Source organism: Pacificimonas sp. ICDLI1SI03, assembly GCF_054740865.1.
The window spans coordinates 173,660-196,938 of the sequence record NZ_JBSQAU010000002.1; the positions used below are offsets into that span (position 1 = coordinate 173,660).

Below are 23,279 nucleotides of genomic sequence, written 5' to 3' on the forward strand. Positions count from 1 at the left end.
TCATCTTCTTGCGATATATTAACCGCGCTGAATTGAAATGGTTCCGTAATAGCCGTGCTTGGCTCGTACTTTCCCCCTGATTTCAGGCGATCCGCGTAAGATGTGCCGCCACCCGCGCCAGGGCAGGCACTGTCATGACTGCGTTGAACGCCATCCCCCCATTTGCCAGCACAGCGTACAGGAATGCTGCGCGTCCTACCGGCTTGCGCACCATATTGTGTAGCTGCTTGCGCGCCGCAGGTTCGGGATTCTCGGCGCTTGCCGCGGCCGCAATACCGCTTGCAATGGCGATGGCCATGCCGTCGCCGGTAAAGCTGTGTATGACCGCCAATTGGTCGCCCACCCTGACAGGCCCTGCCGCGCCCCTGTCGACATAGCCGTAGGGCACGCGGGATATGGCCAGCGGCTGATCATAGAGCGCCCGGCCGCGCCGCAGCCTCCCGTCGAGTGCGGGGGCAACGCGCGCAAGATAGGCTCGCACCCCCTCCCAGCCATCCGCCGCCACCTCTTCGCTGACCAGCAGGCACAAATTCGCCCTCCCCTCCTCGATTGGCTGCAGACCGGCATAGCCGTCCGGCAGGCGGTGCAGCTCTATGGTGCGGGCCAGGTCGCTGCGGTCCGCCGCCGCCAAATCGAGGTGCAGTTTGAAGCCGACGAGATCACGGGTGACCTTCTGCCCCGCCGGATCCCGCGCCGCGCCGCGCACATCCGCCTTTCCCGTCGCAAGCCACAGGCGATTGGGGCGCAGCCGCGTGCCGTCTGCCAGCCGGATCATGTCTCCCTCCAGCGCACGCACATGCGTACCACGCCATATGGATGCGCCGCACCGCCCGGCGTGGGTCAGCAGCGCTTCATCGAGTCGATAGCGGCTGATACCAAGGGCCGTGCCGGGCAGCGGGGTTCCCGCGGAACGATTGCCGGCAACGATCCTCAGACAGTCGATGGCCGCGCCGCCCAGCGCGTCCAGGTCGACACCCTCCTGTCTCAGCAGCGCACAGGCTTCCCACGACAGAAATTCACCGCATATCTTGTGGACAGGGCCGTCGCTGCGTTCCAGCAGGGCGACCGATCCGCCTGCCCGGGCAAGTCCCGCGGCCAGCATCGCCCCTGCCGGCCCGCCGCCAATAACGGCATGGTCGCCAATGCGTGCGTCCGCTGTCACGGCCGTCCCGTAACACCCCAGCGGAACAGCGGATGCCAGCGTACCTCCGCAGCGATATTCGCGTCCTTCAACAGACGGTGCCAGTCCGCGCGGGTAAAGGCGCGGCGCACCGACAGGCGGCCGTCATGCTGGACGATCGGATGCCAGCGCATGGCGCTCGACAAGGCGGTATAGCCATAAAGCGCCAGCCTGTGTCGGTGCAGATCGTTGATATGCCACGCGCGCACGGCATGGCCGTTCATCCACTGCAGGAACCGGATGATCGCGGGGTCGGGCAGATGGTGGGTGAACAGGGACGAGACGACAAAATCATAGCGGCCCCGATGCGCAAAGACGTCCCCCGTCAGATAGGTCGCGCTCGTGCCTGCCCGGCGGCTGGCGAGCGCGCCCCCGGCGGCCAGATCAATGCCGGTCAGATGCGCATCGATGTTGCGCCGTTCTGCCCATTTCTGAATGGTGCGCAGCAGATCGCCCTGCCCGGCGCCAACGTCCAGCAGGGTAAAGCTGCGCAGCCCCGCGGCGTGGCGATCAAGGAAAGACAGCGTCGGCGCATGGCCGCGCAGCCAGAAATTGACCTTTGCCAGATCGTCGATCGCGGCGGCGAACTCCGCCTCTGGCAGGGCCGCGTCGTCGATGATCTCCGCCTGCAGGCTGCGCGTCTTCACGCGCTGTGAAAGCGGAAGCTCTCCGCCGCCAGGCCGGGGCCGAACGCCATGCCGACGCCGCGCTTAACGCGCGTATCCTCTTTCAGCAGGCCGGACAGCACGAACATCAGCGTCGCCGAACTCATATTGCCATAGGTGTCGAGAACCTTGCGAGAGCGGTCGAGCGCGTCCGCCGGCAGGCCAAAGCCTTTTTCGACCGCGTCCAGGATCGTGCGCCCGCCCGCATGGACGGCCCACACATCATAGCTGTCGGCTGGCATGCCGCGCAGCAGGCCGCCATCCTCTGCATCCGCGCCTGCCTTCAGCGCGGTTTCGATATGCCGCGGAACTTCCCCCGACAGGTGCATGTCGAAACCGGAATCGCCAATGCGCCAGGTGATCGCCTCTGCACTGTCGGCGATGGCAGCGGCGCGGAAATCCTCCAGCGCGAAGCCGGTTTCGTCCGCCGTTACCAGCGCCGCCGTCGCGCCATCGGCAAACAGCATGGACGACAGCGTCTTTTCCAGGTCCACCGTGTCCTGAAAATGCAGTGAACAAAGCTCCACATTTACCACCAGCACACGCGCTTCCGGCGTGGAACGCACGATATGATGCGCCAGGCGCAGGCTGTTGACCGCCGCATAGCACCCCATGAAGCCGACGACCGTGCGCTCGACATCCGCACGCAGGCCAAGCGCCTTGGCGATGTGCTGGTCGAGCCCGGGCGCGGTAAAGCCGGTGCAGGAACAGACGACCAGATGGGTGATCGTCGCGGCATCCGGGTCCAGTTCGGCGATCGCCGCCATGGCCAATGCCGGCGCCTCCGCCTCGTACCGTGCCATGCGCGCCTGCGTGCCGGGATAATCGCCGTGCCGGAAAAACCCCTCCGCATCGGCACTTTCGCCATTGGCTTCGCCGGGGGTGAACACGGAATAGCGGTGCGAAATTCCGGCCCGTCCCGCCATGCGTTTGAACAAGCGGCGCTGGCGCGGGTCCAGGCGGTTGGCGATCAGGTCGACATAGGCGCCGTGAATGTCATTGGGCGGGTTCGCCGTCGCGATGGCGTTGATATGGGCAATTGCCATCGGTCGGATACGCTCCTTGCAAAATCACGGCTTCGCTTACCCTTAGGGGCAAGGATGCGCGCTGCACATGCTGCAATTTGCCCCGAGCGCGCGGCCCTCAACGTTCCAGCGTCACGTCCCAGTACAGGAAATCGCGCCAGGTCTCGTGGCAATGTCGATGCGGAAATGCGCGGCCATTGGCCTGCAATTCGTGCGTGGTCGGCCTGCGCGGTTCATTTGCCAGCGCCATGTGCGCCTCCGCCGGTGTACGACCGCCCTTCGCCAGATTGCATGGTGCGCAGGCGGCGCAGACATTTTCCCATGTCGTCCGCCCGCCATAACGCCGGGGCACGACATGATCGAAGGTGAGATCCTCGCGCGAGCCGCAATATTGGCACATGAAGCGGTCGCGCAGGAACAGGTTGAACCGGGTAAAGGCAGGGTGCGTCGCAGGCTTCACATAATCGCGCAACGCAATGACGGAGGGCAGGCGCATGTGAAAGCTGGGCGACGACACGGCCCGGTCATATTCGGCGACCACCGCGACACGATCCAGAAAGACGGATTTTATCGCCGTCTGCCAGTTCCACAGGCTGAGCGGGTAATAGCTGAGCGGCGTATAATCCGCGTTCAGCACCAGGGCGGGACACGCCTCCAGCGGTTCGACCCGGTCCTCGATCCGTTTGGCATGCAACACGACCCGCTCTCCCTCGCCGTCAGGCGAAGGTCGGATGCGATGGTCCTTCCCGTCTCACAAGGACCAACAAGAGATGGCGGTCCCCAAGGAAAGCATGCACCAGACCTTGTGCCTGCCCTCTATCTCTGGAGCGCCCCGTAAACCGCCCCTATGACGGGCGCATGACACCAAATCCCGATTCTTCCGTCAAGCGCCGTGCGTCCGGGGGCCGCATTTCATGAGTGCGACCGTCGGCAGGTTCGCACCCTCGCCGACGGGGTTGCTGCATCTGGGACATGCCGCCTCGGCAATTCGCGCCCATGATTTCGCGCGGTCGCGGGGAGGCGTGTTCCTGTTGCGGATCGAGGATATTGACGAGGGGCGATCCCGCCCCGAATTCGTCGATGCCATTCTGGTGGACCTGCAATGGCTGGGCCTGCAATGGGACGGCCCCGTCCTGCACCAGTCGCAGCGGCGCGCGCTCTACGACGATGCCTTGCAGCGCCTGATCGACCTTGATGTCGCCTATCCCTGCTTCTGCACGCGAAAGGACATCGCCGCTGCCGTTGCCGCCCCGCACGGGCCGGATGGCGTCCTTTATCCAGGAACCTGCCGAGCCCTTGACCCGATTTTGCGCGATGCACGCATGCGGAAGGACGCGCATACCTGGCGGCTCGACGCGGCAAAGGCGGCGTCCCGCACAGGCGCGCTGAGTTTCGATGATAATGGCGAAAAGATCAGCGTCGATCCCGCCTTGCTCGGCGATGTCGTCATCGCCCGCAAGGATGCCGGTACCAGCTATCATCTCGCCTGCACCGTCGACGATGCCGATCAGGGGGTGACGGACATTGTCCGTGGCACCGACCTCCTGCCCTCGACGCATGTGCATCGCGTGCTTCAGGGACTGCTGGGCCTGTCCGAACCGCGCTATCATCATCATGCCCTGATAAGGGGCGACGATGGCGAGCGGCTGGCGAAGCGAAATGGTGCCAAACCCTTGGCGGCGTTGCGCGCGGAGGGGGTGACACCGCATGAAATCCGTCGGTATCTGGGTCTTTGCCCCTGACAAATGGCGGGCCGCCCTGTTAGGTGCGGGCCTCGCGAAACCGACACGAATTTGGATAGACAATTGCTACGCCTGCCTTTCGCCTTGCTTGCTTCGGTAACAGTTGCACTGCCCGCCCATGCCGATCCGATTCCGCAGCCGATCGAGCAGATGATTCGTTCTGCGTCGTCGGCCGAACGGGCGACGGTTGCAAAGGTGGCGAAACGTGCGGCAGCATCTTCGTCGGAAGAGATCGATCAGTTGGTCGCCAGTCTGGTCGCGGAGGAAACGCAGGCGGAAAGAGAGCGGCTCGCCAGCCAGTCCTTTCTCGACGGTTGGGCCGGGCAAGGCGGCGTCGGCGGCACCTATTCCACCGGCAACACCAGGGAGATTGGCGGCAACGCATCGCTTGCCTTGTCAAAGCGCAGCCTGGCCTGGGAACATGATATCAACGTGCAGTTCGATTATCTGAAATCGAACGGCCAGACGCGGCGAGAGCGGATCTATGCCGGCTATACCGGGCGCCGTGATTTCGGCGGTTCCTTCTTCTTCTCTTTCGGTCTTCTCAGTTTCGAGCGGGATCGTTTTTCCGGCATCGACAGTCGTTTCACCGAATCGCTGGGCATCGGCTATCGCCTTGCGGATACAGGAAATTTCCAATGGACGCTGGAGGGTGGCCCCGCCGCCCGTCAGACGCAGTTCACCGATGGCGGCGATCTCAGCCGCGTCGATCTTCTGGGGCGCACGGATATCGACTGGAAACTTTCGTCCGATCTGCGCCTTACCGAAAGCGCCGGGTTCCTGCTGTCCGGTGAGAATAGCAGCCTTTATTCAAAGACGGCGATCACCACGACCATCTTCGGCGACCTTTCCGCCCGCCTCAGCTATGACGTGCTGCACGAAACAGATCCGCCCGAGGGGCGTCAGAAAACCGACACCATCACCCGTGCCAGCCTGGTCTACGGCTTCTGACGGCGCCTTGCCGCTTCCCCCCCCCGGAAGAGAGGGGCGCATGGCGGCAGATATTGCTATATCATCCCGAAAGGCATGGGCGCGGGCAAATTCCGGCGTCGACATTGATGCATCTGGGAGGATGAAATGGCCACGCAGTTGAAACCGCACGCGGATCTACGTTCGCAGCTATCCGAAGAGGAATGGGCGATCCGCGTCGATCTGGCCGCCGCCTACCGACTGGTGGCGCATTATGGCTGGGACGATCTGATCTTCACGCATCTGTCGGCGCGCGTGCCGGGGCCGGAACATCATTTCCTGATCAACCCCTATAATCTGATGTTCGAGGAGATTACCGCCTCCTCTCTCGTGAAGATAGACATGGAGGGGCATCCGGTGATCGACACGCCCTACATGACCAATCCTGCCGGCTTCGTGATACATTCCGCCATCCACATGGCGCGGGAGGATGCGCGCGCCGTGCTCCACCTGCACACACCGCATGGACAGGCGGTCAGCGCCATGGAATTCGGCCTGTTGCCGCACACCCAGACCGGCATGATCGCCCGCCATGGCATCGCCTATCATCACTATGAGGGCATCGCGACGGAGATGGAGGAGCGCGCGCGCCTGGTCGAGGATATGGGCGACAAGCACGCGATGATCCTGCGCAATCACGGCACGCTGACGGTGGGCGAGTCGGTCGCCGACGCGTTTCTGCGCATGTATTTCCTGGAACGGGCGTGCGAGGCGCAGGTCTACATGCTGTCGGCGGGCCGCGAAAATCTGAACACGCCGCCGCAGGGCACGCCCGAAAAGGTAGCCGAGCAAACCGCACCGCAGGGCATGGCCGCCGTCAGCCAGATGCTCGCCTGGCCCGCACTTCTCAGGAAGCTGGACCGCATCGACCCAGGCTTTCGCGAATAGGTGCGAATTCCAAGAAGCTGAATAGAAAAAGGCAGCGCCCGGACTGGCCGGTGCGCTGCCCTTGATTCCCTGTACCCTTATTCCTCGGAATCTACGTAATGATACGCCGTATAGGGTGACGACCCATAGGCCATGCGCGGGCCGCGCGGCGTGTCGTAGAACTCGACGCGGTCATAGGGTCCGCCTTCTGGCACATCCGTCACCTTTTCATACAAATGCGGGCCGATACGCTCCCACGTGCTGGTGTCGTCATAGCCCTTGATCTCGATACGGCCCTCGCCCAGCGAGGTGACGATCGTATCATATTCGGGATTGACGGGCCGGCCGAAATCCCGGCGGTTCGACCGGTACCTGCCAAGCGGCGCCGTTTCCTCTTCGCCGTCCCAGCGCGGGGCGGGCTGTTGCGGGAACAGGAAGCCCTCGATCGCGCGCTTCAGCACGGTCCGCGCCTCGGAACTGCCCTCGCCGCCCGTCATCGAGATGAAATAGCCCAGGTCCAGATCCGGTGCGATGACCAGATCCGAGTGGAAATCGCCGGTATTTCCGCCATGGCCGATCAGGCGCGGTCCTTCATCGCGGTACACCATGAAGCCATAGGCCATGCCCGGCAGATTATCGGTAAAGCTGGACAGATTGCCCTGCATCATCTGCACGGTTTCCGGCTGCAGGATGCGGTTGCCGTTCAACTCACCGCCGTTCACCATCGCCATCATGAACTTCGCCATGTCGGCACCGGTTGAGGAGGATGAGCCGGCCGGCAGGATATTGCCGACATATTCGGGATCCTGCGGGATCATCTTGCCGTCTTCCACCCGATAGCCGGTCGCCAGATTGGCCTTCATTTCGGGCGTGTCAAATGGTTCGCGAACGGTGGTGTTGTCCATGCCCAGGGGCTGGAAGATGTGACGTTCGACGTAATCCTCGAACGATTCTCCCGATACGCGCTGCACGATATAACCGGCGATGGCCGATCCATAATTGGAATAGGCGGTTTCAACGCCGGGCGCCCAGACGCGCCGCGGCACGCGCGCCTTGATCCACTCCTCGAATTCCAGAACGTCCTTGGGATCGCGTACGATGATGCCGCCGACGTCGCTCATCCCCGGCGTGTGGGAAAACAGGTTGCGGACGGTGATCGGCTCAAATCCGTTACGCGGGATTTCGAAATCGATATATTCGTTTATGTCCGCGTCCAGATCGACCTTCCCCTGCTCGACCTGCTGCATCAGCGCGGTCCACGCGAACAGCTTCGACACCGAACCTGGGCGGAACAGCGTCGCGTCCGGATTTACCGGCGTGCCCGCCTCGATGTTCTGATAGCCATAGCCCTTGTTGAAAATCACTTCGCCATCGTTCACGACCGAAACAACCGCGCCCGCGACTTCGCTATTCTCCAGCTGGTCGGCGACCATCGTGTCGATAAACGCCGGCAGCTGCGCCAGCCGCGTTGCATCGACCTCCGCGACCGCTGTCTCGGTGGCAGGCTGTGCCGCCAGCGCCGCACCCGGCGTGATCATCAATGTCGCAAGGGCAACGGCCAGCGGGCTTGCCATTCCGCGACAGAAACCGGCTGTCGTCATTCTCTTCCCACTTCTTGTACGCATATTCCCACGTCCCTCTCTTCAGCGATCAAGGATTCTCCGTTGAGGATGCACTGGCAGAAGGGCGACGGTGTGTCAAATAAGGCACAGCGTCCGGCAATTCTGTACCCTGTGCACTGCGGCGGCTCTGCCGGGGCGAATAGCTACTAACGCATTGCAGCCTGTTTACAGCGAAATGATGACGAAGCGAGACTATCCACTTTACCTTCTGAAAAATAAGTTAAATTTATCTTATCGCAAGGGCATCTCGCCCTCGCTGGCGGAGCACCTTTAAGTTTGATGCAGCGCGGCAAAACGCTTCTCGCAAGGGGCAGGCGGATCGTGCGGTCAGCCGCTGGATATTGAAAGGCCTAGAGAAACATGCAATCAGCGGCTTAAGAGAATCCGATCCTGAAATGAGAAGGCGTGGAGTCTCAAGCCAGTTTGTGTGAACGAATGTGGACGTTATTTCCAAAGTTTCCGTAGGGGGAAAACACATGAGAAACGTAATTTCGCAGATGGGGCGCCGGGTTTCTTCGGGTTCCAGCATGGTCGCCATGTCGATCGCACTACTCGCATCGACCGCCACCTTCGCACAGGCACTGCCCGCCGAACCGAACGATGATGATGGCGTCGCCTCTGAGGCTTCGACAAACAGAACCATCATTGTTACGGGATCGCGTATTCAACGTGATGGCTTCGACCTTCCGACGCCGACTGTGGTTCTCGGCGGTGATGTCCTGCAGCAGGGTGCGCGCCCGAACATTCAGCAGGTCCTGAACGACCAGCCGCAGTTCCGGCAGACGGTGACGCCGCAGGTTTCCGGCGGCAATACGAGCAGCGGCACGGCGCCTGTCGATCTCCGCGGTCTCGGCACCGCCCGTACGCTTACGCTGCTGAACGGTCGCCGCTTCGTTGGCGACAATAACCTCAACTATATCCCCACCAACCTGATCAGCCGTGTCGACGTCGTCACCGGCGGCGCATCGGCTGCCTGGGGTTCCGATGCTGTCGCAGGCGTCGTGAACATCATCCTCAACGAGGATCTTGAGGGCGTATCCCTCGGCGCGAACGCCGGTCTTGCGTCACGTGGTGATGCTTTCCGCTATGGCTTCGACGGCAGCTTTGGCACGTCTTTCGCGGATGGGCGCGGCCACTTCCTGATCGGTGCCGAATATTTGAAGGACGAGGGGATTTCAGACCGTAATTCCCGTCCGAACCTCGGTAGCACGGGCATCGTGCCGACGGCCGACGGCACAGGCGTGGAATTGGTTGAGGACGTAAACACTCCGAATACCAGCCTTGGCGGCGTTATCACCTCGGGCGCCCTCGCCGGCCAGACCTTCAATCCCGATGGCAGCCTTCGGCCCTTCGACGGCCCGAACGCGCGCGGTATTGGGGGCCGTGACGGTATCAGCCTGTATGACACCATTTATGCCTCCACACCATTCGAGCGCATTAGCAGTTATGCACGCCTCAGCTACGATGTTGGCAGCGCCACGGTTTGGGTTGACGGAACCTATGGTCGTGCAGAATCCGCGTATCCGTTCATTCCCGACATCACGATCCCCCCGCTTACCATCGACGCGGACAATCCCTTCCTTTCGCAGGGTATCCGCAATCAGCTTGCAGCGGCGGGCGAAGATCAGTTCACGTTCAGCCGCTACTTCGCGGGGCCTTATTCTCTGATGTTCGACAGTGTGCGCGAGAATATGGAGGCCGCCATCGGCATTGATGGCGAGTTTGGCCGGGGCTTTCAGTACAGCGCCTATTTCAGCCATGGCGAAGTCGATACCGATCAGGAACTAGCCAACACTCGTCTTGCAGGGAACTTCGCCAACGCGATTAATGCGGTTTCTTCGGGTGGCCAGATCGTCTGCGCCATCAATGCGGACGCAAACCCGGGCAATGACGATCCCGCCTGTGTTCCCATTAATCCTTTCGGTGTGGGGAATATTTCCCAGGAAGGCATTGATTATACCACTGGTACGCAGGGCACTACCGGGACAACCAAGCTAGATTCGATGGGCATTCAGGTTCAGGGCGATATATTAGACCTTTGGGCTGGTCCGTTGACGATGGCCGTTGGTTTTGAATCGCGCTGGAACGAAGTTACGGGCGCCTTGAGTGCCGAAGCGCAGGCCGGTGGTTTTGGACTTCCCGTCTACAACACGCCGGTAGAGGGTCAGATCGACGTCCAGGAAGGGTTCGTGGAAGCCGCCCTGCCGCTGCTTGACGTTGTCGATACGGTCGCCCTCGATTTCAACGGCGCTGCCCGCTATTCCGACTATAGCCAGAGTGGCGGTATCTGGTCGTGGAAGCTGGGCGGAACGGCCCGTCTGTTCAACGATATCCTGCTGCGCGTTACGCGCTCACGCGACATCCGCGCGCCCAGTACGGGGGAGCTATTCGGAAACCGTTCGCTTAACTTGGGCTCGGTCGCGGACGATCGAAGTATCCCGGGTGCTAACCTCGGCCCGGGCTATGAGGAAAACCCGACGCAGGTAGAGACCTATACAGGCGGAAACATTGATCTGGTTCCAGAGGTCAGCAACACGCTTACCTTCGGCACGTCCATCACGCCGTCGTTCCTGCCGGGGTTCAACCTGTCGGTAGACTATTACGACATCGACATCGGCAACGCGATCTTTGCCCTCGGACGGGACAATACGGTTATATCCTGTGCGGCGGGCAATCAGGTCGCCTGCGACAACATCGAACGCGATGGCAATGGCACGATCACCACGATCTTTGCGAACCAGCAGAATATCGCAACCTTCCAGACGAGCGGCATCGACTTCGAGGCGTCTTATGTTCGTCCGCTGGGCAATGGTAATGTGCGCGTGCGGGGCGTCGCAACCTACATCGACAAATTCGTTTTCGAAGATGGTGTAGCACGCGTTGATAGCGCCGGTCTTGTGGGCGCGGGCGGAAGCTTCGCCATCCCCGAATGGCGTGCGAATGTCAGCCTGGGCTACGATGACGATAATGTCGGTGGTGACGTTCGTGTCCGCTACGTTGATGGCGGTGTGCACAGATTCGAAGCCGCCAGTGCAACGCCGCTCGTGAACAACAGTGTCGATTCAAGGACTTATGTCGATCTCGGCCTGCGGTTCAAGGTCAGCGACGAGTTCCGGGTCGCGTTCAACGTCAACAATGTTTTCGACGTGAACGCCCCGCTTTCGACTGTCGCGCCTGCTCTCTACGACATTTACGGAACCTACTACACCGTCAGCACCAAGGTGAACTTCTGACGGTAATTGGATCCGGGGTTCTGAGGCTGAGTGGTGTTTAACCGCAAAACCCTGGATCAATGATTTCCTTCGCCCTGTACGGCCCCGGTCGTGCAGGGCGATTGGCTTATGGCGATCAACATCTTTTGAGCATCGAAATTCGGAGACTATTGGCATGTCGAAAATCACCTTGTCCGCGACCGTCGAAAAGCTCGACCTGGCGGCGCCGTTCCGCATCTCGGGTTTCGTGTTTGAAACCGCAGAAGTCGTCGTGGTCACGCTGGAGCAGGACGGCCATAGCGGGCGCGGCGAAGCGTCCGGTGCCTATTATCTGAACGACGACGCCGCCAATATGATGGAAATGATCGAGCGCGTACGTCCGGCGATCGAGGCGGGTGCCGACCGGCACGACCTGCAGGCGCTGTTGCCGCCCAGCGGCGCGCGCAACGCCATCGACGCGGCCTATTGGGAACTGGAAGCCAAAAAGGCCGGCAGGCCCGTGTGGCAGCTGGCGTCCTCGCCCGAACCCAAGCCGCTGATTACCACCTTTACCCTCGGCGCGGAATCGCCGGAGACGATGGCAAAGGGCGCGCTTGCGTTCGATCACGCCCGCTCCTTGAAACTAAAGCTGACCGGTGAAGCCGATGTGGATGCAGAACGCGTTGCCGCCGTCCGGGCCGCCCGCCCCGACGCCTGGATCGGCGTCGATGCCAATCAGGGCTATGATCGTTCCGGGTTGGATGCGCTGGTTCAGGTTCTCGTCGATAATAAGGTCGACCTCCTCGAACAGCCGCTGAAGCGCGGGCGCGAAGAGGATCTGAAAGGGTTCAAGAGCCCCATCCCGCTCGCCGCCGATGAAAGCGTCCTTAGCCTTGCCGATGTGGCGGGCATGGTCGGCTTATTCGATGTCATCAACATCAAGCTCGATAAATGTGGCGGCCTGACAGAGGGGCTCGCCATGGCGCGCGCGGCGGAACGGCATGGCCTGGGCGTAATGGTCGGCAATATGGTCGGCACCAGCCTCGCCATGGCGCCGGCCTATATCCTCGGCCAATATTGCAAGATTGTCGATCTGGACGGTCCCATATTCCTGAAGGAAGACCGCAAGCCAGGCCTCGTCTATTCGGACGGGAAGGTGTCCTGCGGACTGGACGTCTGGGGCTCCGGCAGGAATGCCTGAGGCGAGCGCAAGGAAATCGGCTCCCAGGCGCAACCGAAAACGCACATCCGGTTTGACACCTGCCAAATAGAGACATAATGATCCTGATAAGAGAATTTGCTGTGACATTGCAGGATGCGTTTTGGGTGACGCAGTTCGGTTGGCAGGTCGCGCACAAGGGGAAGTAAAATAGATGACGAGTATGCGTTCTTCAGTGGCCGGGGGCAGGGCGACGTCGCCCTTGTCTGCAATGTCGGGGCCGCTCCACTATCGGGATCATTCAGCAACCCTCTTGGGTAAAGGCGCATAAACCATGGCAGACACCATCTCCCCCCGCGTCGCTGCACCGGCGGAAACGCCTGAAAAGGGCACTGTCATGCTGACGCTGCCGCTGCCCTATCTCCTGTTCCTCGGCGATTGCACCGAGCAGGGCTATGCGAAGACCGCTTACGGCTTGCGCGACTGGGCGAACGAAAAGTGCGTCGGCGAATATGTTCTCCCCGCCGGTTCGGTCAGCACCGGCCTGCCGCCGATGAACCCGGCCGAAGCGGCGGTTGCCGGCGCGCGCTCGATGATCATCGGCGTGGCGAATCCGGGCGGTTTCATTCCCGACAGCTGGATGGTTGCGCTTCAGGAGGCGCTGGAGGCAGGTCTCGACCTTATCAGCGGCATGCACAGCCGCCTGTCGGACTATCCCGAACTGAAAGCGCTGGCCGACCGCCTTGGCCGCAGGCTGATCGATGTCCGCGTGCCGCCGAAAAAGCTGCCCGTGGGTACGGGACGCCCCCGGTCGGGCAAGCGCATCCTGACGGTCGGAACCGATTGTGCACTGGGCAAGAAATACACAGCGCTGGCATTGGCGCGTGACATTGCGGATCGCGGCATCGCCTGCGATTTCCGCGCGACCGGACAGACCGGCATCATGATCGCGGGCGAGGGTATCCCCATCGACGCCGTCGTCTCCGACTTCCTGGCGGGCGCCGCAGAGGTGCTGAGCCCGGATGCGGACGCCGAACATTGGGACGTGGTCGAAGGGCAGGGGTCGCTGTTCCATCCGGCCTATTCGGGCGTTTCGCTCGGCCTGCTGCATGGCAGTCAGCCTGACGTGATTGTCGTTTGCCACGATCCGTCACGCGATGGCGTGCTCGGCGTGCCGGGATATGCGCTGCCCGGCCTTCAGGAGACGATCGACCTGACGCTGACGCTTGCGCGACGCACCAATCCCAACGCACGGTGCGCGGGCATCAGCGTGAATACGTCGCGCCTGACAGAAGAAGAGGCGGAGAATTACATGAAGCAGGAAAGCGAAGCGCTCGGCATGCCGGTCGCCGACCCCATCCGGGGCGGCGCCAAATTCTCCGCTCTCGTCGATAGCTGCCTTAACGGATGAGCCGCACAGACGCAGGCTCGGGGAACGTCTTTCAACGCCTGATTCTACCAGGACTGGCGTTCAAGGCTGTGGTCGTCGGTGGTGGATATGCCACCGGGAGAGAGCTTGTGGAATTCTTCATGGGGGCCGGCCCGTCGGGCGGCCTCTATGGTATGCTGATATCAATGGCGCTGTGGAGCGTTGTCTGCGCCATCGCCTTTGCGATGGCCCAGCGCTTCGCGGCATATGATTACCGTACGCTTTTCAAGATGCTGCTTGGTCCTGGCTGGGTGGTGTTCGAGGTGATGTACCTCCTCTTCCTCATCCTGATCCTGGCGGTCATGTCCGCCGCCGCCGGCGAAATCGGCGCGGCTGTGTTCGATTTTCCCCTCATCCTCGGATCGGGATTGCTGCTGCTGCTGATCGCCGGCGTCACCAGTTTCGGCAATGACCTCGCCGAACGCATGTTCAAGGTGACGTCGTCGCTTCTTTATCTCGTCTATGCGTTCTTCCTGATATTCGCGATCATGGCATTCGGCGATCTGATCCCGCCGCAGTTCGAGGCGCCCCCGGTCGGCGACTGGGTCACCGGCGGCTTTACCTATGCCAGCTATAATGTCGTTGCGGCGGTCGCGGTGCTGCCCTTCGTACGGCACATGCGCGGCACCCGCGATGCAGTTGTGGCGGGTATGCTCGCCGGGCCGATGGCGATGCTGCCGGCGATCATCTTCTTCGTCTGCATGACAGCCTATTATCCACAGATCCTGGATATCGCGGTTCCTTCCGACTTTTTGATCCAGCGCCTCAACATGCCGTGGTTCGCCATCTGTTTTCAGCTGATGATCTTCATCGCCTTGCTGGAAACCGGCGTTGGTGCCGTCAACGCCCTGCACGAACGCATTTCCGAAGCCGTGAAATTGCGGGGCCATGCGTACGGGCCGGGCAAGCGTTTCCTTGTCGGCATCGTTCTTTTGGCCGGATCCGGCTATTTCGCCGTCAGTGTCGGCCTCATTGATCTGATCGCCTCCGGCTATGTCGCCTTTGGCTACATCATGCTGGCGATCCTGGTGCTCCCTGTTGTCACCGTCGGTCTGTGGCGCTTGCTGAAGGACCGCCGCGGAACGGCACACGCGGCCTGAGGGTGCCGCATAGCCGCATATGCGGGGCGGCTGACGCGGGGGATGCGCAGCGCCGCGACGGGAAGAATTTTGGGCGGCGTCCATGCGGCGCCGAATGGGTCGAAGAGTGGAGGGGTAAGGGGATGGCAAACAGTTTCCTGAAGGTCGCCAGCGCGGCGATGGCAATCGGCATGTCGACGCTGGCCATGGCGGCGGATTACGATGTGATCATTCGTGGCGGCACCGTCCTCGATGGCACGGGCACGGAGGGGCGGCGTGCGGACGTGGGCATTACCGGCGATCGCATCATGGCGATCGGCGACCTGTCCGCCGCGACAGCCGCCACGGAACGCGATGCCAGCGGCCTTTATGTCACTCCTGGTTTCGTCAGCGTGCATGATCATTCCGTCCGCGAATCCTACGCCGTGCCGGTGAATCTACTGGTGCAGGGAATCACGACCGCCATCGTCAATCCGGATGGCGGCGGGCCGCTCGATTTCTCCCGACAGATCCGCACGCCTTCGGGCATCAATTATGGCGCCTATCTGGGCTTCAACAGCGTCTGGCAGGAAACGGTGGGCATGGACGACCGCCGCGCGACGCCCGAAGAGATCGAGCAGATGAAGACCCTGGTAGAGGAGGGTATGCGCGCCGGCGCATTCGGCCTGTCCGCCGGCCTCGACTACAAGCCCGGCTTTTGGGCAAGCACGGAGGAGGTCGCGGCCGTAACTGGTGCCGCGGCGCCCTGGCGTACCCAGTTCACCAATCACGAGCGGGTCTATCCCGGCAATGGGTACAGCTCCATGGCGGGTATGGAGGAGACGGTGGAGATCGGCGAGACCGCTGGCGTCATGCCGGTTATCACCCACATGAAATTACAGGGGGGCGACCAGGGCAAGAGCGATGCAGCACTGGCGCTCGCGACCGATGGTGCGAAACGCGGCCTTACCGTCGGCATGGATGCCTATCCCTATACGTTCGGGTCGACCAGCCTGCACCAGCTGACCATTCCGGCCTGGGCGCAGGAGGGCGGCGAAGAGGCCATGCTGGCCCGCTTCAAGGATCCTGAGCTGCGCGCCCGCATCGATGCCGAAACCAATGAGCAGCTTGAAACGCGGTGGGGCGGCCCCGGCGGCGTCTATCTGGCGGCGCGTCAGCAGGAACTGACGGACGCGATAGAGGAAATGGGCGGTGTTTCCCCGGGGGAGGCAATCATGCGCCTGCTCGAAGCGGGGGAACGGCGGGTGCTGCTGCGCTTCGGCACGGAGGCGGATCAGGAGGCAATCGTCAGCCATCCGCTGACGGCTGTTTCCTGCGACTGCGGCGCCAGTGGCGCACTGACCGGTCACCCGCGCCAATGGGGCGCGTTCCCCCGCTTTCTGGGCCGCTATGTTCGCGAAAAGCAATTGGTCAGCTGGCCAGAGGCGGTGCGCAAGATGACAGCCTTGCCCGCGACCATGATCGGCTTGACGGAGCGCGGATATCTGCTGCCGGGAATGATTGCGGACGTTGTGCTTTTCGATCCCGAAACCATCATCGACGGTTCGACCACCGCGGAACCCGTGAAACCGCCACAGGGGATCGAGGCGGTTCTGGTGAATGGCGCCATCGCGCTGGATGGCGAGATGGTCAGCGCCGCTCCGAGGGGGAAGGCGCTGTTTCGTTCCCCGCACGAGCCCGCCCGCGCGATGAATTTCGACGTGACCCGCTCTCTGACGGCGACCGGCGCCACCGTGGACAATGGCATGACGGTTGATATCCGAGTGGCGCAGGATGCCGGTGCCGCAGCGCCAACCGGGACTGTCCAGATAGACGGCCTGGCCGAGGGCACGCTGACGCTGGTTCCCAGCATTCTGCAGACGACCGAAAACTGGGGCAGCATAACTGGCGTCGGAACATGGTCCGACGATCGTCAGGCTGCGGTCACCGTCATCGTCGAACAGCGGGATCCATTCGCAGGCGACCAGCCGTCCGTCACGGTTCTTGTGAATGGCGAGGAGCGCGGCGCCGGGTCCTTGCCCGCCGGGTCGGTCGAGGTGCGCGAACAGGCCGGTTAATGCGTCATCACCGCCCACCCCATCGGGGGTGACCCTGTGGCGCCAATGCCACAGCGGCAAAGGGTTCCGCGCCCAGCGCGGCGAGACGGGTTTACTAAGCGGACCCCTCTAGACAGATAGGACCTTTCGGGGAATAATTCGCTGATCAGAGAAAAATTGCGTTTCAGGATCAGCGCCGACAGATTTTGTGGAGGCCAGTTGGGCAAGCCTCGATTCGTTGAATCAACGCCCGCAATTTCAAAGGGAGAATGGGTGATGAAAAGTCGTTATGTTGGTAGCCTGATGGCGGGGGCCGCGCTGATCGCGTTCGCTCAGCCAGCAATCGCGCAGACGCCGTCGGGGGACGAGCTTCCGGAAAATACGGAGGATCTCGCAGCTCCGGAAACGATCGTGGTTACCGGCACACGCCTTCGCAGCTCCGGCTTCGAAGCGCCGACCCCGGTTTCCGTCGTGGGCGAGGAACTGCTCGAGGATCGCGGCGCCACCAACGTCGCCAACATCATCAACGAACTGCCTGCCTTTACCGGCACCCTGACACCGTCATCATCAAAACTGAACAGCCGCCAGAACGGCGTCAACGCCGTCGATCTGCGTGGCCTCGGTACTAACCGCAATCTCGTCTTGCTGAATGGCCGTCGCGGCACGCCTTTCGATGAATTTGCAAACGTCGACCTGAATTCCGTGCCGTCGCTGGCGATCGCCCGGGTCGAGGTCGTCACCGGCGGTGCGTCCGCGGCCTACGGTTCGGACGCTGTATCGGGTGTTGTCAACCTGATCTACGATACCGAGCTCGAAGGCTTTAAGTTTAACGCCCAATACGGCCAGACGGACGAAAATGACGCGAACGATTATCGTCTCGCCGCCGCCTATGGCGCCGATCTCGGCGGTGGACAGGGGCATCTCCTCGTCGCTGCGGACTACAACAAGAATACGGGTATCCCCTTCGGAAAAGACCGCAAATGGCAGCGCGAAAGCCCGGTGCGTTTTGTTAACCCCGATAATACGGGGCCAGACGATGGTATTCCGGCATTCATCTTCGCGAAAGATGCCGTATTGTTCGTTGGGTCGCCCAACGGCGTGACCTTGCCGGGTGGCGCTGCCGGTAATCTGGAATTCTTCCCGGACGGCACGGCTCGCGATCGCGAACTTGGCGTTATTGGCGGCAACTTCATGCTTGGTGGCAGCGGTTCCCGCCTTGGCGACAACACGGCCCTATTCATCCCTGTCGAGCGCTTCAACGTATTGGCTGCAGCCGAATATGATGTCGGTGGCGGAGTGCGAGTTTTCTCGGAACTCAGCTATGCCCAGTCGGAAACGGAGGGCGCGCTGATTGACGGCTTCTCCCTCGGTGGCGTCACCATCCAGCCTGACAATCCCTATCTGCCGGACGACGTCGCGGCGCTGGACACGCCCTTCGCACTGTTCCGGACTTTCTCCGAGGTGGGGCCGATTACGTCGATATCAAAGAACCGCAATTTCCGCGCCGTCGTAGGTGTGGAGGGCGAAATTGGCGATTTGTGGACGTGGGACGTGTCCGGCGTCTACGGTCAGAACAGGTATGAAAACGACCAGATCAATAACCTGATCCCGCCGCGCCTTCGCCTGGCGGCGGATGCTGTGGTGGATCCGAACTCAGGCGACATCGTCTGTCGTGCAAATCTTGGTGGAGCCAACGGCGCGCCAGGCTGCGTTCCGATCAATCTGTTTGGCCAGGGATCGCCTAGCGCTGCGGCTCTCGGTTATGTAACCGGCCGCGGCGAATCCTATACGGAAATCAACCAGTATATCGCTTCTGCGAACGTCAGCGGTGAACTCTTCACCAATTGGGCTGGGCCGGTTTTGGCCTCCTTCGGTGCAGAATATCGTGATGAATCTCTTGATCGCGAGGTCAGCGCACTGAACGAAAGCAGCAGCTTCGGCATCGTGAACGCGCAGCCATTGAGGGGCAAGTTCGACGTCAAGGAAGTCTATGGTGAGCTTGGCGTTCCGTTGCTTTCCGGCGACCAGAGCCTCGAACTGAATGCCGCCGGCCGATATACCGATTACAGCACGGTCGGTGGCGTTGAAACGTGGAAGGTGGGCCTCACCTATTCGCCTATCGACATTCTGCGTTTCCGCGGCACGATCTCACGCGACATTCGGGCGCCCAGTATTGGTGAGTCCTTCGTCGAATCAATTCTACTGTTTTCGACAATCACCAATCCTTTCACTGGTGAGGAAGAATTCATCGAAACGCCAACCGTCGGCAATCGAAACCTGACCGAAGAGTCTGCGCTGACGAAAACGCTTGGTGCTGTCCTGACTGTCGGGGGCCTGAGAACGTCCGTTGACTGGTATAATATCGATCTTGATGACGCCATCAGCCCTCTCGGACCGCAATCAGTGGTTAATCGGTGTTTCGCTGGGGAAACTGCCCTGTGTGACAATATCCAGTTTGGCGCTGATCAGAGTATCGTCAGAATTCCCAGCCAGAACCTGAACCTCGGTACCTTCGAGGTAGAAGGCGTCGATGTTGAGGCTCGATATACGACGAACCTTGGTGCCGGCCGGATCAATCTGGGCGCCATCGGTAGCTATCTTATCAGCAAGAAGATAGCCCCGACGGGCGGCGTAGCCGAAGACGTTGCCGGCGAAGTCGGTGGTGAAAACGTAGGCGGGCTTCCCGACCTACGCGCCACGTTCAGTGCTGGCTATGACGCGGATATGTGGGGCGTTTATGCCCAGCTCCGCTATATATCCGAGGGAAAGTACAATAATCAGTTCGGCCCGGAGGACCTGTCCGACGCCGACAATAATATCGGCGACGTCTCCTATGTCGACATTTCGGCAAAATATGACCTTGCCGACATGGTCGGACACGAAGTCGAATTGTACGGCGGTATCGACAATCTGTTCGATCGCGATCCGCCGCTGGTTCCGTCCACCTTCATCTCCAACTCGGCGACCAATGCCGGCATCTACGATGTCATCGGCCGCAAATTCTATGTGGGTGTCCGGGGCACGTTCTAGTAGCACGTACACCATAAGGGGCGCAGCCAATCTTGATCAGGAGGACTGCGTTTCCGTTTTCAGGCGGTGGGACAGAAATGTCCCGCCGCCTTTTTCTTTCGGGCTGCGGGGGCGAAGCATGTGCCGATGGCGTAGCGCGAGACGCCGGGTTCTGGCGCCGCGCTCAGCTGATTGGATAGGCATTCGGTCAGCAGACGTCCCCGACGCTGGCGAGACATTTGGCTGTTGCTGCGCGCCTGCATGATGGGCACGTGACCCGCTGACGGCACCGCTGGCGTGCTGCAAAATGTCTATTGAGCGAAGATCGCCCCTTCAGTGCCTTGGCGGCGGGCAGGGCCAGCAGCCGCGCCACCCCGTTTCAGGGCGCGCGCGATCCTCCCGGGAACCATAAGGCTATCGGAACCACCAAGTGCGACCTCAGCGGAACCGATCAATCTCGCGCCTGACGAATGTCGCGAGCGGCGATTACCCCGCGCTAGCCGTGGTGCTTTCCGGCAGCGGGCATTGGTGGCGCAGCACCATGCCGCTGCGGGCGCCCGTGTGCTCTCCGCCGTCGATGGTCAGCACGCCGTTCACGATCACCGTGTCGATCCCCTGCGGCAGTGCCGTAGGCTGTTCCCACGTCGCGCCCTCGTCCAGGCGGTCGAGGTCCAGCAGGATCAGGTCGGCGCGCATACCCTGGCGCACCAGTCCGCGATCGCTGAGGCCCATGCGCTGCGCCGGCCAGCCTGTCATCTTGCGAACGGCGTTCTCCAGCGTCAGTACATTGCGCTTCTGCACATATTCGGTGATCACACGGGGGAAGGTGCCATAGGCGCGCGGATGTGGCAGGCCGAGACCATCGACGCCGCCCAGTTCGACAGACGCAGACGCGTCGCTGCCAATGCTGACCCACGGCCGCTGCAGCGCGGTCTCGATGTCCTGCTCGTCCATCATGAAATAGAGCGCATAGGCGCGTTTTTCAGGCGCAGCCGCCAGCACGATGTCCCATGCGGCGTCGGTGGGATCCACGCCCAGGCTTTCGCCGATCTGCGCCAGATTCTGCCCGTTGAAGCGATTATATTCCTCGGAATTCGCATTGGCGAGGCGGACATTCTCCCACCCGCCGGATGCCTCCACCAGGTTGGACCATCCGGGCAGGGACCCGGCGGCGAGTTCCTGTTTCGCCCGCGCCCGCACCTCGGGATCGCGCAGCATTTCGAGGCCGCGTGTCTCGCCTTCGGCCCAGACCCAGCTCGGGACCGTTACCTCCAGGCCGGTGCCGCCCGCCGTATAGGGATAAAGGTCGGCTGCCACGTCGACGCCGCGCGCACGCGCCTCGTCGACATGCTGCAGCGCCTCCGGCATCAGCTTGCCCCACAGCGGCGCATAGGCGCCCTTCAGGTGGAAAATTTCGACCTTTACGCCGGACTCTTCGCCGATCTCGATCGCCTCATCCACCGCCTCGACCAGCTTGGCGCTCTCGTCGCGCATATGGGTGGCGTAAAAGCCGCTGCATTTCCCGACCTCGCCGGCAAGGGCGATCAGGTCAGACGTCGATTGAAAGCTGCTGGGGGCGTAAATCAGCGCGCTCGATATGCCAAAGACACCGGCCTGCATGGCGTCGGCGACCTCTCTTCGCATCTCGCTCAACTGCGCTGCTGTCGGCTCACCCGCGCCATCACCCATCACCTTTACCCGTGCCTGGGTCGACGAAAAATAGGTGCCGAAATTAACAGAGATTCCCTGCGTTTCCAGCTTACCGAAATAGGATGGGATATCGGCGGCGGTGCCCGGCGTCCCGCCCTCGCCGGCGATAACGGTGGTCACCCCCTGCAACAGCTTGTTTTCCGCCAGGCCGTTTTCCATCAGGGCGTATGTCGACTGGTCCATCATGTCGATGAAGCCTGGGGCGACATAGCGCTCTCCGGCGTCGATTTCCCGCGTTCCGCGTCCCGCGATCGACCCTACTTCCGCTATGCGGCCACCCTTGATCGCGACATCGGCGCGAACCCACGGATTGCCGGCCCCATCCAGCACCCGCGCATTGCGGATGACGATATCATAGATGGCCGCGTTCCCAGCCTCCGAAGGCGGCGGCGGCGCGGCCGCCATGCAAAGCCCCGCCAGTACGATCCCGAGAGTGCGGCCGATATGCATGGATGGCTCCTATTTCCAGGTCTGGCCGAGCAGGCGGCGGAAATTGCCACCCAGAATGGCCGAGATATTGGCGTCAGAGTAGTTACGCCGGATAAGTTCTTCGGTCAGGTCGAACATCTTGCGCGGATGATTAAAGCCGTCGATGTCGATCTTGTCGCGAAAGGCATAGCTGCCTTTGTACGATGCCTTCAGCGCCTCGACCTGATCGGGCGGCAGGGCATCATATCCATTCAGGTCGGCATCCGATCCGACACCGACATTGTCGATGGAGGTCAGCTTCACGACATGGTCGATATGATCGACGATATTGCCGACATTGGTGGGGTCGGTCTTGCTGACGAAGTTGCGGACGCCGGTAATACCCATCACGCCGTCCTTCTTGCCCAGCGCGATGATGGCCTCGTCCGTTTTCGTGCGGGGGTGGCCGGAAATGGCGCGGCAATTGCTGTGGGTATAGGCGATGGGGACTGGCGACAGTTCGACTGCGTCGAGCGTGGTCTGGTCGCCGGAATGCGATACGTCGACCAGCATGCCGACCTCGTTCATGGCCTCAATGATCGACACGCCGAAATCGCTGACGCCGCCATCCACGCGCTCCGTGCTCCCGGAACCGATCATGTTCTGGCTGTTATAGGTCAGCTGAGAGCAGCGCTGGCCGAGCTCGTAAAAGGTCTTCACGTCGTCGGCGCGGCGGAAGTGCTGGGAGTTCTGTACGCCCATAATGACCGCTGCCTTGCCGCTGGCCTTCGCTTCGTCCAGATCCTCGGCGCGGCCGACCAGGCGGAACACGTCGGGGTATCGGCCGCAATAGCCCTGCCAGCCGGCGATGTAGGTCAGCACGGACTCATAACCGGCCAGGCCATAGGCGTGGTGAAAACCGGTAATGCCGCTCGATTTGAACTCGGCCTTTGCCTTCTCGGTCAGCGGCTTCGCATAAGCGGCAGGGTCCAGCGTAATATAGAGCGGCGCCAGCATGTCGATGACCAGCGTTTCGCGGACCAGGTCGATGGCGCGCTTGGAATAGGTCTCAGTCGACTGGTTGAACGCATAGGCATTGCGATTGATCATCGGGAACGCCAGCGCGGCGCCGCCTACGCCCGCCATGAAGGTGCGCCGGGCGATGGGAGAGTTGGTCTTCTGCAAAAT

At 61.6% G+C, this 23,279-nt stretch carries 16 protein-coding genes; 9 read left to right on the forward strand and 7 right to left on the reverse strand.

What is annotated here, in order from left to right; genetic code table 11:
• Positions 1-82: 82 nt before the first annotated feature.
• From ACSMXM_RS12865 to ACSMXM_RS12880, 4 genes are all read right to left on the reverse strand, one after another.
• Positions 83-1,162, reverse strand: coding sequence for an NAD(P)/FAD-dependent oxidoreductase (locus ACSMXM_RS12865; protein WP_460316706.1), 1,080 nt, complete (start codon positions 1,160-1,162; stop codon positions 83-85).
• Positions 1,159-1,827 carry a methyltransferase domain-containing protein gene (locus ACSMXM_RS12870; protein WP_460316707.1) on the reverse strand — a complete coding sequence of 223 codons (669 nt, stop codon included), beginning with the start codon at positions 1,825-1,827 and terminating at the stop codon, positions 1,159-1,161. Before ACSMXM_RS12870 ends, ACSMXM_RS12865 begins: the two co-directional genes overlap by 4 nt.
• Complete coding sequence (locus tag ACSMXM_RS12875) at positions 1,824-2,891, reverse strand: type III polyketide synthase (RefSeq protein WP_460316708.1); 1,068 nt, start codon at positions 2,889-2,891, stop codon at positions 1,824-1,826. The genes ACSMXM_RS12870 and ACSMXM_RS12875 overlap by 4 nt, the downstream gene beginning before the upstream one ends.
• Before the next feature lie 97 nt (positions 2,892-2,988).
• Positions 2,989-3,567 carry an HNH endonuclease gene (locus ACSMXM_RS12880; RefSeq protein WP_460316709.1) on the reverse strand — a complete coding sequence of 193 codons (579 nt, stop codon included), beginning with the start codon at positions 3,565-3,567 and terminating at the stop codon, positions 2,989-2,991.
• Between the two features lie 217 nt (positions 3,568-3,784).
• Here ACSMXM_RS12880 and gluQRS point away from each other — a divergent pair, with 217 nt between their 5' ends.
• The 3 genes from gluQRS (at position 3,785) to ACSMXM_RS12895 (ending at position 6,469) form a co-directional block, all read left to right on the forward strand.
• Positions 3,785-4,612 carry a tRNA glutamyl-Q(34) synthetase GluQRS gene (gene gluQRS / locus ACSMXM_RS12885; RefSeq protein WP_460316710.1) on the forward strand — a complete coding sequence of 276 codons (828 nt, stop codon included), beginning with the start codon at positions 3,785-3,787 and terminating at the stop codon, positions 4,610-4,612.
• A gap of 63 nt (positions 4,613-4,675) precedes the next feature.
• A complete protein-coding gene (locus ACSMXM_RS12890; protein WP_460316711.1) occupies positions 4,676-5,563 on the forward strand; it encodes a DUF481 domain-containing protein in 888 nt (295 codons plus the stop codon).
• Between the two features lie 126 nt (positions 5,564-5,689).
• A complete protein-coding gene (locus tag ACSMXM_RS12895; RefSeq protein WP_460316712.1) occupies positions 5,690-6,469 on the forward strand; it encodes a class II aldolase/adducin family protein in 780 nt (259 codons plus the stop codon).
• 77 nt (positions 6,470-6,546) lie between these two features.
• On the opposite strand, the gene ACSMXM_RS12900 is transcribed toward ACSMXM_RS12895, so the two are convergent.
• Positions 6,547-8,049 carry a serine hydrolase domain-containing protein gene (locus tag ACSMXM_RS12900; RefSeq protein ID WP_460316713.1) on the reverse strand — a complete coding sequence of 501 codons (1,503 nt, stop codon included), beginning with the start codon at positions 8,047-8,049 and terminating at the stop codon, positions 6,547-6,549.
• A gap of 497 nt (positions 8,050-8,546) precedes the next feature.
• Here ACSMXM_RS12900 and ACSMXM_RS12905 point away from each other — a divergent pair, with 497 nt between their 5' ends.
• The 6 genes from ACSMXM_RS12905 to ACSMXM_RS12930 all read left to right on the forward strand — a co-directional run bounded on the left by ACSMXM_RS12905 (position 8,547) and on the right by ACSMXM_RS12930 (position 19,994).
• Positions 8,547-11,303, forward strand: coding sequence for a TonB-dependent receptor domain-containing protein (locus ACSMXM_RS12905; RefSeq protein ID WP_460316714.1), 2,757 nt, complete (start codon positions 8,547-8,549; stop codon positions 11,301-11,303).
• 154 nt (positions 11,304-11,457) lie between these two features.
• A complete protein-coding gene (locus tag ACSMXM_RS12910) occupies positions 11,458-12,462 on the forward strand; it encodes a dipeptide epimerase (protein WP_460316715.1) in 1,005 nt (334 codons plus the stop codon).
• Between the two features lie 355 nt (positions 12,463-12,817).
• Entirely contained in the window at positions 12,818-13,831 is a 1,014-nt protein-coding gene (locus ACSMXM_RS12915) for a DUF1611 domain-containing protein (protein WP_460317604.1), read from the forward strand.
• Entirely contained in the window at positions 13,828-14,949 is a 1,122-nt protein-coding gene (locus tag ACSMXM_RS12920; RefSeq protein ID WP_460316717.1) for a YkvI family membrane protein, read from the forward strand. The genes ACSMXM_RS12915 and ACSMXM_RS12920 overlap by 4 nt, the downstream gene beginning before the upstream one ends.
• Positions 14,950-15,071: 122 nt before the next feature.
• Positions 15,072-16,985, forward strand: coding sequence for an N-acyl-D-amino-acid deacylase family protein (locus ACSMXM_RS12925; RefSeq protein ID WP_460316718.1), 1,914 nt, complete (start codon positions 15,072-15,074; stop codon positions 16,983-16,985).
• Positions 16,986-17,240: 255 nt separating this feature from the next.
• Entirely contained in the window at positions 17,241-19,994 is a 2,754-nt protein-coding gene (locus ACSMXM_RS12930; RefSeq protein ID WP_460316719.1) for a TonB-dependent receptor domain-containing protein, read from the forward strand.
• 465 nt (positions 19,995-20,459) lie between these two features.
• On the opposite strand, the gene ACSMXM_RS12935 is transcribed toward ACSMXM_RS12930, so the two are convergent.
• Positions 20,460-22,133: an N-acyl-D-amino-acid deacylase family protein gene (locus ACSMXM_RS12935; protein ID WP_460316720.1), complete on the reverse strand. Its 1,674-nt coding sequence runs from the start codon at positions 22,131-22,133 to the stop codon at positions 20,460-20,462.
• A 9-nt stretch (positions 22,134-22,142) separates the two neighbouring features.
• Complete coding sequence (locus ACSMXM_RS12940; RefSeq protein ID WP_460316721.1) at positions 22,143-23,276, reverse strand: dipeptidase; 1,134 nt, start codon at positions 23,274-23,276, stop codon at positions 22,143-22,145.
• Positions 23,277-23,279: the final 3 nt, after the last annotated feature.